The sequence below is a fragment of the Pantoea sp. S61 genome (assembly GCF_016625145.1).
In the GTDB taxonomy this organism is placed as follows: Bacteria; Pseudomonadota; Gammaproteobacteria; order Enterobacterales; family Enterobacteriaceae; genus Pantoea; species Pantoea rwandensis_B.
Window position 1 is genome coordinate 136,204 of the sequence record NZ_JACVUO010000004.1, and the last position, 14,341, is coordinate 150,544.

The window sequence follows — 14,341 nt, forward strand, 5'->3', positions numbered from 1 at the left end:
CCTGAGCGCGTTGTCGAAGAGTATGATAGAATCCGCCCCCTTCTGCGGGGCCATAAATCAAACACCCAAAGGATATGTATGAAAGTTATCGAAGCTCCTGTTGCCGCGCCTGATGCTAACATTGCCATCGTCATTGCGCGTTTTAACAACTTCATTAATGACAGCCTGCTGGATGGCGCGGTCGATGCGCTGAAACGTATTGGCCAGGTTAAAGCAGAAAACATCACTGTGGTCTGGGTTCCAGGCGCTTACGAACTGCCTCTGGCAGCGCGCGCACTGGCAAAAGCCGGTAAGCACGACGCAATCGTGGCACTGGGAACCGTGATCCGTGGCGGCACCGCCCACTTCGAATATGTGGCAGGTGAAGCCAGCTCTGGCATTGCCAACGTGGCGATGACCAGCGAAATTCCGGTGACTTTCGGCGTGTTAACCACCGAAAACATCGAGCAGGCGATTGAACGCGCCGGCACCAAAGCAGGTAATAAAGGCGCCGAAGCGGCCCTGACTGCACTCGAAATGATTAACGTATTGAAAGCCATCAAAGCCTGATTTTTGGAAGGGGAATTTTGTGAAACCTGCTGCTCGTCGTCGCGCCCGTGAGTGCGCTGTCCAGGCGCTTTACTCCTGGCAGCTGTCGAACAACGACATTGCCGATGTGGAATACCAGTTTCTGGCGGAACAAGACGTCAAAGACGTCGATATTAGCTATTTCCGCGAATTGCTGGCCGGTGTGGCGACTAACAGCGCGTACCTGGACGGTCTGATGAAGCCTTACCTGTCACGTCAGCTGGAAGAGCTGGGACAGGTTGAGAAAGCCATTCTGCGTCTTTCGCTGTATGAGCTGAGCAAACGTTCTGATGTGCCTTATAAAGTGGCCATCAACGAAGGCATCGAACTGGCCAAAGTGTTTGGCGCCGAAGACAGCCACAAGTTTGTCAACGGCGTGCTGGATAAAGCAGCCCCACAAATTCGACCCAACAAAAAATAAATGCGAAAGGCCGGTTTACCGGCCTTTTTCTCATTGAGACCTGACTTATGTCCTGTGGTGAATTCGAACTGATCGCACGTTATTTTAACCGCGTTACCAGCTCCCGCCGCGATGTGGAGAAGGGAATTGGTGACGACTGTGCGTTACTGAACGTGCCCGAAAAACAGACGCTGGCCATTAGCACCGATACGTTGGTGGCGGGCGTGCACTTCCTGCGAGATATCCATCCTGCCGATCTGGGTTACAAAGCGCTGGCCGTGAATCTCAGTGATTTGGCGGCAATGGGTGCCGATCCGGCGTGGTTGACGCTGGCGATTACCTTGCCTGAAGTGAATGAAAGCTGGCTGGCCGCATTCAGCGATAGCTTATTTGAGCTACTGGATTATTACGATATGCAGCTGATTGGTGGTGATACCACGCGCGGACCACTGAGCCTGACGCTGGGTATTCACGGTCTGGTGCCGACTGGACGCGCATTGAAGCGTTCGGGGGCCAAACCCGGTGACTGGATCTTTGTCACCGGTACGCTGGGTGACAGCGCGGCTGGCCTGTCGCTGCTACAACATCGTCATCGTCTGAACGATCCGGCTGTCCATGAAGTGTTAATCAAGCGCCATCTGCGCCCGATGCCACGTGTGTTGCAGGGCCAGGCGCTGCGCAATCTGGCGACATCGGCGATCGATATCTCCGATGGTTTGATTGCCGATCTCGGCCATATTCTCACGGCGAGCCGCGTCGGTGCGCGCCTCAATCTGGAAGCATTGCCACTTTCTGCGGCCTTGCGCGATCATTTTGAACCGGAGCAGGTGCTGACCTGGGCGTTAAGTGGCGGCGAAGATTATGAGCTGTGCTTTACCGTGCCGGAAGTCAATCGTGGTGCGCTGGACGTGGCGCTGGGTCATCTTGGTGTGCCTTATACCTGCATCGGGCAGATTGCGCCTGAAGCTGACGGGTTGACGCTGCTGGAAAATGGTAAGCCACGTCGTTTTAATCACAAGGGATTTGATCACTTTAATGCGAAGTAAAGATGTAGCGAAAAGCCGCCTGCGCCTGAGCAATCCCTGGCATCTGTTGGCAACCGGTTTTGGCAGTGGCCTGAGCCCGATCATGCCAGGCACCGCCGGTTCGATTGCCGCGATTCCCTTTTGGTGGTTGATGACCTTTCTGCCGTTGCAGATTTACTCTCTGCTGGTGCTGATTGGCATTAGCGTGGGCGTTTATCTCTGCCATCGCACCGCCAAAGACATGGGCGTGCACGATCACGGCAGCATTGTTTGGGATGAGTTTATCGGCATGTGGATTACGCTGATGGCGATTCCGGCGATGAGCTGGCAATGGGTGCTGGCCGGGTTTGTCATCTTCCGCATCTTTGATATGTGGAAACCCTGGCCGATTCGCTGGTTCGATCAGAACGTGCATGGCGGCATGGGCATTATGGTCGATGACATTATCGCGGGCGTGATTTCCGCGGTGATTTTGTATGGATTAGGGCTGGTGCTGTAATTCGACAGGTGCGCATCAACACGCTCCCAACGGATTACCCAATGTCGCTGTGAATGTGCATCTTACGGTTTGCCCAATGTGGCTGAGAATGTGCACTCTACGGATTACCCAATGTGCGCACTCAACATGGTAGGGTCGCCGTTTATGGCGACCCGGTTCAATAATTACTCGAATCCCACCACCGGATGCGGTTGATACACCGTTTCCAGTTCGGCGATATCCGTTGAACTCAACTCCACATCCACCGCTTTCACCAATTCGGCAAACTGCTGCTCGCGTGATGCACCGATAATCGGTGCTGTGACCACGGGTTTATGCAGCAGCCACGCCAGCGCCACCTGTGCACGCGTCACGCCTTTATCGGCGGCAATGGTCGCCAGACGCTCTGCAATCGCCGCATCATTCTCTTCGGAACCGGTATAAAGTTTTTCCATGACGTTATCCGATACCGAGCGTGCGGTGGTTTCACCCCATGGACGCGTCAGTTTACCGCGCGCCAGCGGGCTCCATGGCAGCACCGCGATACCTTCACGTTCACACAGCGGGTGCATCTCGTTCTCTTCTTCACGCTGAATCAGGTTGTACTGATCCTGCATACTGACAAAACGTGCCCAGCCATTCTGCTTTTGCAGATCCAGCGCCTGAGCAAACTGTGCAGCATGCATCGAAGAAGCGCCGATGTAGCGCGCTTTACCCGATTTCACCACCTCATTCAGCGCCTCAAGCGTCTCTTCGATCGGCGTGTCGTAATCCCAGCGGTGAATCTGCAGCAGGTCGACATACTCCATGCCGAGACGCATAAGGCTGTCGTCGATAGACTGCAGGATGTTCTTGCGTGACAGCCCCTGAGAAAGGTTGCTGAGCGGGAAATAGACTTTGGTGGCCACCACGACCTGATCGCGTTGGGCGAAATCTTTCAGCGCACGCCCGACGATCTCTTCACTGCTGCCATCGGAGTAGCTGTTGGCGGTGTCGAAAAAGTTGATGCCCGCGTCCAGCGCTTGCTTGATCAGCGGTCGACTGCTCTCTTCGGGCAGGGTCCATGCGTGATTGCCGCGCATCGGATCGCCGTAAGTCATGCAGCCTAAACAGAGACGCGAAACCTGTAAGTCGGTCTGGCCTAAACGAATGGTTTTCATGGGAGCTCCTGCTCTTATGCGTTAGGAATGCCCTAAGCATAGCAGCAGGAGCGGGGAGGGGATTACTGCGCCAGCCAGTCAGTGATTTGTTGCTGAATACCGGCGGCATCCAGCTGATAATCCTGACGAACCTCTTCCTGCGTGCCCTGCGGAATAAACTCGTCTGGCAGACCCAGGTTCAGCACATGAACACGCAGGCGTTTCGCCATTACGTATTCATTGACGCCGCTGCCGGCTCCGCCTTTGATGGCACCTTCTTCCAGCGTCACCAGTGAATCATGGCTGGTGGCCAGTTCGGCAATCAAGGCTTCATCCAGTGGCTTCACGAAACGCATATCCACCAGCGTGGCGTTAAGCGCTTCAGCTGCGGCCTGTGCTTCAGGCAACAGCGTACCGAAGTTAAGGATCGCCAGCTTTTCACCACGGCGCTTCACAATACCTTTGCCCAGCGGCAGGCTGGCGAGCGGCTCCAGCGTGGCGCCGGTGCCCGTGCCGCGCGGATAGCGCACCGCACTCGGACCAGCCTGATAGTGATAGCCGGTGTAGAGCATCTGGCGGCATTCGTTTTCGTCGCTTGGCGTCATGATCACCATTTCGGGCACACAGCGCAGGAAGGCGATATCAAATGCGCCCTGATGTGTTTGCCCATCGGCGCCCACAATGCCGCCGCGATCGATAGCGAACAGCACCGGCAGTTTCTGGATCGCCACATCGTGGATCAGCTGATCGTAAGCACGCTGCAAGAAGGTGGAGTAAATCGCCACCACCGGCTTGTAGCCGCCAATCGCCATACCTGCAGCAAAGGTCACCGCATGCTGTTCAGCAATCGCCACGTCAAAGTACTGTTGCGGATAGTCACGAGAGTAGCTGACCATGCCAGAACCTTCGCGCATCGCCGGCGTCACCGCCATTAAACGCGGATCGTCAGCAGCCATTTCGCTCAGCCAGCTACCGAAAATTTTCGAGTAGCTCGGCAGGCCTGGCGCGCTTTTTGGCAGAGAACCGCTGGCCGGATCGAACTTCGGTACCGCATGCCAGGCGATGGGATCCTGCTCGGCAGGCGCGTAGCCTTTGCCCTTTTTGGTCATGATGTGCAGGAACTGCGGGCCTTTAAGGTCGCGCATGTTCTTCAGCGTACTCACCAGCGTCAGGACATCGTGTCCATCTACCGGACCGATGTAGTTGAAGCCCAGCTCTTCAAACAGCGTACCTGGCACCACCATACCTTTCAGGTGTTCTTCGGTGCGCTTCACCAGCTCTTTGATCGGCGGCAGGCCACCCAGCACGCGCTTGCCACCTTCGCGCAGACGTGAGTAGGTTTTGCCCGAAAGAATCTGTGCCAGACGATTGTTGAGGGCGCCAACGTTTTCCGAAATCGACATCTCGTTGTCGTTGAGGATCACCAGCATATCCGGTTTGATGTCACCCGCGTGGTTCATGGCTTCGAACGCCATGCCTGCGGTGATCGCGCCATCGCCGATGATGCAGGCAGTACGACGGCCTTTACCTTCGCGTTCGGCGGCAACCGCCATCCCCAGACCAGCGCTGATTGAGGTCGAGGAGTGACCGACGCTCAGCACGTCATATTCACTCTCGCCGCGCCACGGGAACGGATGCAGGCCATTTTTCTGGCGGATGGTGCCGATTCGATCGCGGCGCCCGGTCAGAATCTTATGCGGATAGGCCTGATGGCCAACGTCCCACACCAGATGGTCAAACGGGGTGTTATAAACATAATGCAGCGCGACTGTTAGCTCGACGACGCCCAGACCCGAAGCAAAGTGGCCGGAAGACCGGCTCACGCTATCCAGCAGATACTGACGCAGTTCGTCACACAGTACCGGAAGTTTTTCTTTCGGTAATAAACGTAATTCCTGAACCGTGCTTGCTAACGCCAGTGTCGGGTATTTTGCAATATCAAAACTCATCAGAGACTCATTATGAAAGTTATTTATCGCGTTCAATTATGAAGCTTGCCAGTGCTTGTAATGCGGTGGTGTTATAAGACTGCGCCGCCAGAATCTCTAACGCACCCAGTGCTTCCTGATAAAGATCCCATGCTTTACGACGGGCATTTTCCAGCCCCATCAAGGCCGGGTAAGTGCTCTTACCCAATGCCTGATCCGCGCCCTGGGTTTTGCCCAGCACCGCGGTATCGCCCACCACATCAAGAATGTCATCCTGCACCTGGAACGCCAGTCCGATGGCGTTGGCGTAGGTATCCAGAACCGGAAGTGCCGCACGGCCACGTTCACCTGCGGTCAGTGCGCCAAGACGCACCGCAGCACGAATCAATGCGCCGGTTTTATGACGATGAATCTGCTCCAGCTGAGCGAGGTCGATTTGCTTGCCTTCGGCGGCCAAATCCAGTGCCTGGCCTCCGCACATGCCTGCCACACCGCTGGCCTGGGCCAGTTCTGAAATCATCGCAATGCGCGCTTGCGGGCTGACGCCGGGCATAGGCTCATCGGCCAGAATCGAAAACGCCAGGGTTTGCAACGCATCACCAGCGAGAATCGCTGTGTCTTCACCATATTTTATATGGCAGGTTGGCTGTCCGCGGCGTAATGCATCGTCATCCATCGCGGGCAGATCATCATGAATCAGAGAGTAAGCATGAATGCACTCTACGGCAGCGGCCGGCGCATCCAGGCTGGCCGTCTCGGCCTTTAACATCTCGCCCGTGGCGTAAACCAAAAACGGACGCAGACGCTTACCGCCTAATAATGCCCCATATTGCATGGATTGCACCAGAGGAGAACTCTGAAAAGGAAGTGGATCTATTAAGCGTGTCAACGCCAGGTTGACGCGTTCGTGATACGCGTTAAGTAATTTGGCGAAATCCATCAGTCATTTTCCGGCGTGAACGGGGCAAGCGCGGCATCTTTATCGTCGCTGAGCAGGATCTGCACGCGCTGTTCAGCCTGCTGCAGAGTTTGCTGACCGGTGCGTGCCAGCTGTACGCCGCGTTCAAATTCGTTCAATGCTTCTTCCAGTGGCAGTTCTCCACTTTCCAGACGGCTAACGATTTGTTCCAGCTGCTGCAATGCGCTTTCAAAACTGGCTGGCGCTTCGGCTTTTTTCGGCATAATCAGTGTCGACTCACAGGTTAGGAATCATCTTGCAATCGGTCATGGTAGCCGACGAGGATTAATTAGCAAAATAATGAATGTGATTGCGGTTGCAGAAGCGGTCATCTGACAAAGGTGGTATACTTTTGCGCCTCGGATGCGGGCGCCTCTGCGTTACCCGTAATTATATGATTTTACCAGTTAAGTGCCGATGGTTTTAGCACTTATTTGCCCAACGAAGCTGTGTCGCCATGAAGTTTATCATTAAGCTCTTCCCTGAAATCACCATCAAAAGTCAGTCGGTGCGTCTGCGCTTTATCAAGATCCTGACCGGCAACATCCGCAATACCCTGCGTACTGTCGACGACGAAATCGCCGTGGTGCGTCACTGGGACCATATTGAAGTACGCGCTAAAAAAGAAGCGCTGCGTACCGTCGTTATTGATGAGCTCACGCGTATTCCCGGTATTCACCATGTACTGGAGGTTGAGGATCAGCCTTATACCGATATGCACGATATCTTCGAGCAGACGCTGGCTCTGAATCGTGAGCGCCTGGAAGGGAAAAGTTTCTGCGTGCGTGTAAAGCGTCGTGGCAAACACAGCTTCAGCTCGATTGAGGTCGAGCGTTACGTGGGTGGCGGGCTCAATCAGCACATTGAGTCCGCACGTGTGCAATTGAAAAATCCTGATGTGACGGTCAATCTCGAGATTGAAGACGATCGTCTGCTGCTGATCACCGGCCGTTATGAAGGGCTGGGTGGTTTCCCCATCGGGACACAAGAAGATGTGCTGTCGCTGATTTCTGGTGGCTTCGACTCCGGCGTCTCCAGCTATATGCTGATGCGTCGTGGTTGCCGCGTGCACTACTGCTTCTTCAACCTCGGCGGTGCCGCGCATGAAATCGGCGTCCGTCAGGTCGCGCATTACCTGTGGCAACGTTTTGGTCGTTCGCATCGCGTACGCTTTGTGGCGATCAACTTCGAGCCGGTTGTCGGTGAAATTCTTGAGAAAGTCGATGATGGTCAGATGGGCGTGGTGCTGAAACGCATGATGGTGCGTGCGGCGTCCATGGTTGCTGAGCGCTACGGCGTGCAGGCCCTGGTGACGGGTGAAGCGCTGGGGCAGGTCTCGAGCCAGACGCTGACCAACCTGCGTTTGATTGATAACGCTTCGGATACCCTTATCCTGCGTCCGCTTATCTCGCATGACAAAGAGCACATCATTGATTTGGCACGCCACATCGGCACCGAAGACTTTGCCAAAACCATGCCGGAATACTGCGGTGTGATTTCGAAAAGCCCAACGGTAAAAGCGGTGAAAGCGAAGATCGAAGCGGAAGAGCAAAACTTCGATTTCGAGATCCTCAATCGCATGGTGCAGGAAGCCAGCAACGTCGATATCCGCGAGATTGCGGAGAAGGCACAGGAAGAAGTGGTGGAAGTGGAGACGGTGGTCTCGTTCACCGCAGATGATGTGGTGCTGGATATCCGCTCTGTGGATGAGCAAGAAGCATCACCGCTGGCGCTGGAAGGCGTTGAGGTCAAATCCCTGCCGTTCTACAAATTGAGCACTCAGTTTGGCGATCTGGATCAGAACAAAACCTGGTTGCTGTATTGCGATCGCGGCGTAATGAGCCGTTTACAGGCGCTGTATCTGCATGAGCAAGGCTTTAAAAACGTGAAGGTCTATCGTCCGTAACGGTGATAAATCTGGTAACGACGCGGTTCATCGCCTATAACGGCGATGAACCTGGTAGCGGCGCGATCCATCGCGCGTTTATTAGCAGTTGTGCTGCTTAAATTGCGTGATGAATCGCGCCGCGACGAGGTCCGCTAAATCATCGGGACTGTATTGAATCGCGGGGGGCCGTTAAATCGCAATGCCTTGAAATACGCTGCTAAATAGGCGTTTTACCCCATCACAACGCGGTTATTCGCGCTCTTCAAATTCCTGATAGTTATAAATCCCCGCCGCTAATACCAGCTGTGACGCAACTTCACGCGCTTTCTCCTTATCCACCAGCAGATCAATCAGCTTCAGCGCAAAATCAATCGAAGTGCCAGGCCCCTGGCTGGATAACAGATTGACGCGCGGATCCCACGCTACGCGGCGATCCATCCAGTGCTTATCGGGAATGGTGTCACGCAAGCCAGGAAAGCCCGTCATATTGCCCACAGGGAACAGATCGTGCGGGATCAGCACCGTGCCGGGGGCAGCACAAATCGCGGCAACGATTTTTCCTGCGAGGTGAAACTGGCGCACGGTTTCCACCAGCAATGGGCTGTCACGGAACGTCTCCGCACCTTTCAGGCCACCAGGCAGTACCACGGCGTCGTAGTCGTTATCCGCCACTTCAACCAGTGGCGCATCGGCCAGCAGGCGCACGCCGCGCGAGCAGATAATTTCGCGCGTGCCATCGCTTTCAACACTGGCGGTGGTGACGCTTAAGCCCGCGCGGACCAGCAGGTCGATAGTGGTGACAGCTTCAATCTCTTCACTGCCATGTGCCAGGCAAACCAGAACCGATGCGGTCGCGCTCATATTGGGACTCCTTGCGTTTAATCAGATCGTACAAACGGGTGTTCTCCGGCAGCGCAATGCCCTGCGCGCGAGCGCGGCGCAGCAGGTAGCCGGTGATGTAATCAATTTCTGTCAGGCGCTGTGCGCGCACATCCTGCAACATAGAGGAGGTATTCGCTGCGGTGCTGTCGATGACGTCATAGATGATGTCGCGCAGGTTATCGACCGCAATGTGCTGGCCTTCACGCTCCATCACCCAGGCAATCTCTTCACACAGCGTGGCAATTTGCTGCGGCCAGGCGCGCAGGGCACCGTTCTGGCAATCATGTTCAACGGTAAGCGGATTAATCACGCAGTTCACTGCCAGTTTGCGCCAGCTGGCAGAAGCAATGTTGTCATGCCAGGCCACGTCCGGCAAAGCCTGGTGCAGGATATCGGCGATATCGCTCATCGCGGCACTTTCACGTCCGGTGGGACCGATATGTGTGATGCCCTGCGCAACGTGTTTGATCACCGTGCCATCGCGCATCGCCGCGTGGGTTGTAATGCCGCGCAGCAGCGGTTGCTGCAACTCCTTCAGCTCTTCCAGCGTGCCCATGCCATTGTGCAATAACAAAATGGCAGCATGAGCAGGCAGGATGCTTTGCAGGTTTTTGACTGCCGGGGAAACCTGTGGCGCTTTCAGTGTCACCAGCAACAGCTGGCTTTCGGCAAGAAACAGCGGATCGTTGGCGATAAACGTGTGATTGCTGACCTGTCCTTGCGGATCAATCACGTTCACCGAGCAATAGGGCTGCGGCACGCGCAACCAGCCCTGAACCTCATGTCCCTGACGTGCGAGCGCGGCGAGCCAAATTTGACCCAGGGCGCCACAACCCAACACGGTAATTTTCATTTTGCCTCCCGCTGACGGGTTCTCAATTTCACGACATGGTTAAGTATAGCTTTCCGCATATCGTGTTTAATTAGCGCCATAAGACGCGTATTATGCATGTCACTTTAGTATCAGGAGAAGAAAAGATGCCATCTTTCGATATCGTTTCCGAAGTCGAACTGCCGGAAGTGCGTAATGCGGTGGAGAATGCCAGCCGTGAGATCTCAACCCGTTTCGATTTCCGCAACGTGAGCGCCAGCATTGAGCTCAACGAAAAGAATGAGACCATCAAAATCACCAGCGAATCTGATTTCCAGGTTAAACAGCTGGTGGATATTTTGCGTGAAAAGCTGCTGAAACGCGGCATTGAAGGCGCAGCGATTGAAGTGCCAGAAGAGATCATTCACAGCGGTAAAAGCTGGAGCGTAGAAGCCAAGCTGAAAAAGGGTATCGAAAGCGATATCGCTAAAAAGCTGGTGAAGCTGATTAAAGACAGCAAGCTGAAAGTGCAAACGCAGATTCAGGGTGAAGAGCTGCGCGTGACCGGTAAATCACGTGACGATTTGCAGGGTGCGATGGCGCTGGTGCGCGGTGGCAACCTGGGTCAGCCCTTCCAGTTCAAGAACTTCCGCGACTAATCGCGTTTGTCGCGTGCGGCACGACGATAGAGCGTGCTGCGCGCGACACCTAATGCCTCCGCCGCTTTACTGATATTGCCATTGAAGCGTTGGAGCGTTTCGCTAATCAGCCGCTCATCATGGCTCTGCTTATCTTCCACTGGCACCGCCGCTACTCGGCGATATTCGGCTGGCAAATGCACATCAGTGACTTCTTCGCCTTCATCGGCGAGCGCTAACAGTACCCGCAATAAACTGCGTAACTGCCGCACGTTGCCGGGCCATGGCAATTGTGCCAGCGATGCCAGCAAGGCGGGAGAAAGCTGGATATCGCGATCTGCGCCGCCCAACTCAATCCATAACCGACCAATAAAGTCTTCGATATCTGGCCAGGCACGCAACGGCGGGATGGTCATGGAAAATTCCTGCAAGCGATAGAGAAGATCCTCGCGGAACTCGCCCTCGGCCACACGCTGCGCCAAATCACAGTGCGTTGCGCAGATCACAGCAAAATTCACCGGCCAGCTGCGACTGGAACCGAGCGGCGCGACCTCTTTTTCTTGCAGCACGCGCAGCAAACGGGTTTGTAGCGCCAGCGGCATATCTCCAATTTCATCCAGAAACAGCACGCCACCATCCGCCTCGCGGATTTTACCGATGTAGCCATTTTTGCTGGCTCCGGTAAAGGCGCCAGGCTGATAACCAAATAGCTCTGATTCAATCAACGCTTCCGGAATGGCAGCGCAATTGATGGCGACGAATTTGCCCTCGCGCCAGCGGCTCTGCTGATGCAGGGCACGGCTGACATACTCTTTACCGCTGCCGGTTTCACCGTGAATGCACAACGACACACCGGCATTCATCAGTCGCACCATTTTCTCGCCATCACGACCCAGCGAGAACGGGAGATCGGCGGCGGGTTCGCTCGGTGTGGCGAAATGCGTGCGGTGCGGTGCCCGCAGGCGGAAGTAGTAACGCTGCTGGGCAAAATGAATCGGGAGAGGGATGGTGTTGGCCTGCTGTTCCAGTTGATCAAACAGCTGCTGGAATGTCAGGGTGCCCAACTGCTCGGTGGTGAGATTGAGTTCACGCATCGCCAGGCGGTTTGCGGCGGTGAGCACATTATCGGAGAACACCAGCAGCAGCTCGTCACTGGTATCTATGCCGTGCGGCTCAACGTGCAGGCTCATCAACCATTGTTGGGGATGCAGGCTTTGCTTAACCCACAAATACTCAATCTGTTTAGCGGCGGCTTTGACCCACTGAAACGTTTGCGGATGCGGGAAGTGCGCTGGGCCAGAGATATCCAGCACGCCCGCAATCTGACCGTTGGGCATCTGCAACGGCATGGCGGCGCAGTACAGCCCCTGATTCAAGGTGAGAAAATGTTGCTGGCCTTCAATTTCACAGCCATCGTCAATCGCCAGTGCAGTGCCAATTGCATTGGTGCCGCGCCCGCATTCGCTCCACAAATTGCCGGGAGCAAGTGCAAATCGCTGCGCTTTCTCCATCGATTGCATGTCGCCAAAGGTGTTCAGCACCAAACCAGTGGCATCCGAAAGGATCACCACAGATTGTTTTTCCGCCAGTTTCTGCGCCAGCTGTTTGATCACCGGCTGAGCGAATTGTTGTAGCCCGGCATTACTCGCCAGCACATCAGCCAGCTCACCCTGGCGGACGCGAGGAAAATCATCGGCGGTGCGGTCGAGACCATACAGCTGGCTACGAAACCAGGAGTCGCTTAACAGCGGGTTGCTATTAACGGCAGACGCGGCTGAATTTCCCTGCATTGGTAACCTCATGCCTAAGCGAAAGTGTTGCAGCATTGTAGCGGCTTGGTTTCTGCGGTGTTGCGATATGCAACACAGATGAGGATTTTGGTGGCAGAACCCGCGCGTTTAAAAGGGCTATTGGTTTTATAAATCAATGATAGATATAACGATTTTTCGAAAATTCGCAAGCTGAAAAAAACTGGCACGCCCGCTGCAATAGCTTATTAGGCAGCGGGCTGTTCAATCTGTTGACCCACAGGTTGCCGCTGCCAGCTAACAATAAACGACCCTACACGAAGGAGTTTGCGATGCGTTATGCACATCCCGGCACGCCCGGCGCTTTGGTCACTTTTAAAGCGACCTACGGCAATTTTATTGCGGGCAAATTCACAGAGCCGCTCAGCGGCCAGTATTTTACGAACACCTCGCCTGTTGATGGCAGCGATATTGCGCAGTTTCCGCGTTCTGACGCACGGGATATCGATTTAGCACTGGACGCTGCTCATCAGGCCGCTGACGCCTGGGGAAAAACCAGCGTGCAACACCGTGCCAATCTGCTGCTGCAAGTGGCCGACTGCATTGAACAAAATATTGAAATGTTGTCTGTAGCGGAGAGCTGGGACAACGGCAAACCGATCCGTGAAACGCTTAATGCCGACCTGCCGCTGGCGGTGGATCATTTCCGCTACTTCGCCGGTTGTCTGCGTGCACAGGAAGGCAGCACCGCCGAAATTGATGAAACCACGGTGGCTTATCATTTCCATGAGCCACTGGGTGTGGTCGGGCAAATCATCCCGTGGAACTTCCCGCTGTTAATGGCGGCATGGAAACTGGCTCCGGCGCTGGCTGCGGGTAACTGCGTGGTACTGAAACCGGCCGAACAAACGCCACTGGCCATCACGCTGTTGATGGAGCTGATCGGCGATCTGTTCCCGGCGGGTGTGCTTAACGTGGTGCAGGGCTTTGGCCGGGAAGCCGGTGAAGCGCTGGCCACCAGCAAACGTATCGCCAAAATCGCGTTCACCGGCTCAACACCGGTCGGGCGTCATATCATGGCGTGTGCGGCTGAAAACATCATTCCCTGTACCGTTGAGCTGGGCGGCAAGTCGCCTAACATCTACTTTGCCGATGTGATGGACGGTGAATCAGACTTTATCGAAAAAGCAGTGGAGGGGCTGGTACTCGGTTTCTTCAACCAGGGCGAAGTCTGTACTTGTCCGTCGCGTGCGTTGATCCATGAATCCATCTATGAGCCGTTTATGGCGCGGGTGATGGATAAAGTGGCGAATATCCGTCGAGGCGATCCGCTGGATACTGACACCATGATCGGTGCTCAGGCTTCCCGTCAGCAATTCGACAAAATCCTGTCTTACATCAATATTGCGCGCGACGAAGGAGGGCAAATTCTGACCGGAGGCGATCGTGCCAGCGTCGCAGCGGAACTGGATAACGGATTCTATATCCAGCCAACCCTGATCAAAGGCACCAACCAGATGCGGTGTTTCCAGGAAGAGATTTTTGGGCCTGTTATTGGCATCACCACTTTTAAAGATGAAGCGGAAGCTTTGTCGATTGCCAATGAAACGCAATTTGGCCTCGGCGCGGGTGTATGGACGCGTGATACCAATCTGGCGTACCGCATGGGGCGTGGTATCAAAGCCGGTCGCGTCTGGACCAACTGCTATCACATCTATCCTGCGCACGCAGCTTTCGGTGGCTATAAGCAGTCGGGAGTGGGGCGCGAGACGCACAAAATGGCGCTCAGCGCCTACCAACAAACCAAAAATCTGCTGGTCAGCTATGGCACCGCGCCTTTGGGCCTGTTCTGAGTCCGCATCCGATCAAATGGAGAGTG

General features: G+C 55.0%; 14 protein-coding genes. 7 read left to right on the forward strand and 7 right to left on the reverse strand.

Translation table 11 applies throughout. The features are described 5' to 3' along the window. Nucleotides 1-78 precede the first annotated feature (78 nt). The 4 genes from ribE to pgpA are packed head-to-tail and all read left to right on the forward strand — an operon-like array spanning nucleotide 79 to nucleotide 2,491. Entirely contained in the window at nucleotides 79-549 is a 471-nt protein-coding gene (gene ribE, locus IAE30_RS10845; RefSeq protein WP_038648599.1) for a 6,7-dimethyl-8-ribityllumazine synthase, read from the forward strand. A 19-nt stretch (nucleotides 550-568) separates the two neighbouring features. Beyond that, entirely contained in the window at nucleotides 569-988 is a 420-nt protein-coding gene (gene nusB, locus IAE30_RS10850; RefSeq protein ID WP_038648596.1) for a transcription antitermination factor NusB, read from the forward strand. A gap of 47 nt (nucleotides 989-1,035) precedes the next feature. Beyond that, nucleotides 1,036-2,013: a thiamine-phosphate kinase gene (thiL, locus tag IAE30_RS10855; protein ID WP_034831036.1), complete on the forward strand. Its 978-nt coding sequence runs from the start codon at nucleotides 1,036-1,038 to the stop codon at nucleotides 2,011-2,013. After that, nucleotides 2,003-2,491, forward strand: a complete 489-nt coding sequence (pgpA, locus tag IAE30_RS10860; RefSeq protein ID WP_038648594.1) for a phosphatidylglycerophosphatase A — start codon at nucleotides 2,003-2,005, stop codon at nucleotides 2,489-2,491. The genes thiL and pgpA overlap by 11 nt, the downstream gene beginning before the upstream one ends. Before the next feature lie 164 nt (nucleotides 2,492-2,655). Here pgpA and IAE30_RS10865 read toward each other — a convergent pair whose 3' ends face one another. The 4 genes from IAE30_RS10865 to xseB form a co-directional block, all read right to left on the reverse strand. Further along, on the reverse strand, nucleotides 2,656-3,630 hold the full coding sequence (locus tag IAE30_RS10865) for an aldo/keto reductase (protein ID WP_200679597.1): 975 nt from the start codon (nucleotides 3,628-3,630) through the stop codon (nucleotides 2,656-2,658). 62 nt (nucleotides 3,631-3,692) lie between these two features. Then, nucleotides 3,693-5,558, reverse strand: a complete 1,866-nt coding sequence (gene dxs, locus IAE30_RS10870; protein WP_038648591.1) for a 1-deoxy-D-xylulose-5-phosphate synthase — start codon at nucleotides 5,556-5,558, stop codon at nucleotides 3,693-3,695. Nucleotides 5,559-5,577: 19 nt separating this feature from the next. Further along, a complete protein-coding gene (ispA, locus tag IAE30_RS10875) occupies nucleotides 5,578-6,477 on the reverse strand; it encodes a (2E,6E)-farnesyl diphosphate synthase (RefSeq protein WP_045813779.1) in 900 nt (299 codons plus the stop codon). Next, nucleotides 6,477-6,719, reverse strand: a complete 243-nt coding sequence (gene xseB / locus IAE30_RS10880) for an exodeoxyribonuclease VII small subunit (RefSeq protein WP_034831045.1) — start codon at nucleotides 6,717-6,719, stop codon at nucleotides 6,477-6,479. The genes ispA and xseB overlap by 1 nt, the downstream gene beginning before the upstream one ends. Before the next feature lie 233 nt (nucleotides 6,720-6,952). Between xseB and thiI the strand changes: the two genes are divergently transcribed. Continuing rightward, a complete protein-coding gene (gene thiI / locus IAE30_RS10885; protein ID WP_038648586.1) occupies nucleotides 6,953-8,401 on the forward strand; it encodes a tRNA uracil 4-sulfurtransferase ThiI in 1,449 nt (482 codons plus the stop codon). A gap of 231 nt (nucleotides 8,402-8,632) precedes the next feature. Here the strand turns inward: thiI and yajL are convergent, their stop codons facing one another. Next, complete coding sequence (gene yajL, locus IAE30_RS10890) at nucleotides 8,633-9,244, reverse strand: protein deglycase YajL (RefSeq protein ID WP_200679598.1); 612 nt, start codon at nucleotides 9,242-9,244, stop codon at nucleotides 8,633-8,635. Beyond that, on the reverse strand, nucleotides 9,198-10,118 hold the full coding sequence (gene panE, locus IAE30_RS10895) for a 2-dehydropantoate 2-reductase (RefSeq protein ID WP_045833921.1): 921 nt from the start codon (nucleotides 10,116-10,118) through the stop codon (nucleotides 9,198-9,200). The genes yajL and panE overlap by 47 nt, the downstream gene beginning before the upstream one ends. A 125-nt stretch (nucleotides 10,119-10,243) precedes the next feature. Here panE and IAE30_RS10900 point away from each other — a divergent pair, with 125 nt between their 5' ends. Continuing rightward, nucleotides 10,244-10,735, forward strand: a complete 492-nt coding sequence (locus tag IAE30_RS10900; protein WP_034831052.1) for a YajQ family cyclic di-GMP-binding protein — start codon at nucleotides 10,244-10,246, stop codon at nucleotides 10,733-10,735. On the opposite strand, the gene IAE30_RS10905 is transcribed toward IAE30_RS10900, so the two are convergent. Next, nucleotides 10,732-12,504, reverse strand: coding sequence for a sigma-54-dependent Fis family transcriptional regulator (locus IAE30_RS10905; protein WP_200679600.1), 1,773 nt, complete (start codon nucleotides 12,502-12,504; stop codon nucleotides 10,732-10,734). The two genes, IAE30_RS10900 and IAE30_RS10905, sit on opposite strands and share 4 nt — an antisense overlap. Before the next feature lie 290 nt (nucleotides 12,505-12,794). On the opposite strand from IAE30_RS10905, the gene IAE30_RS10910 reads away from it, so the two are divergent. Continuing rightward, a complete protein-coding gene (locus tag IAE30_RS10910; RefSeq protein WP_038648573.1) occupies nucleotides 12,795-14,315 on the forward strand; it encodes an aldehyde dehydrogenase family protein in 1,521 nt (506 codons plus the stop codon). Nucleotides 14,316-14,341 lie beyond the last annotated feature (26 nt).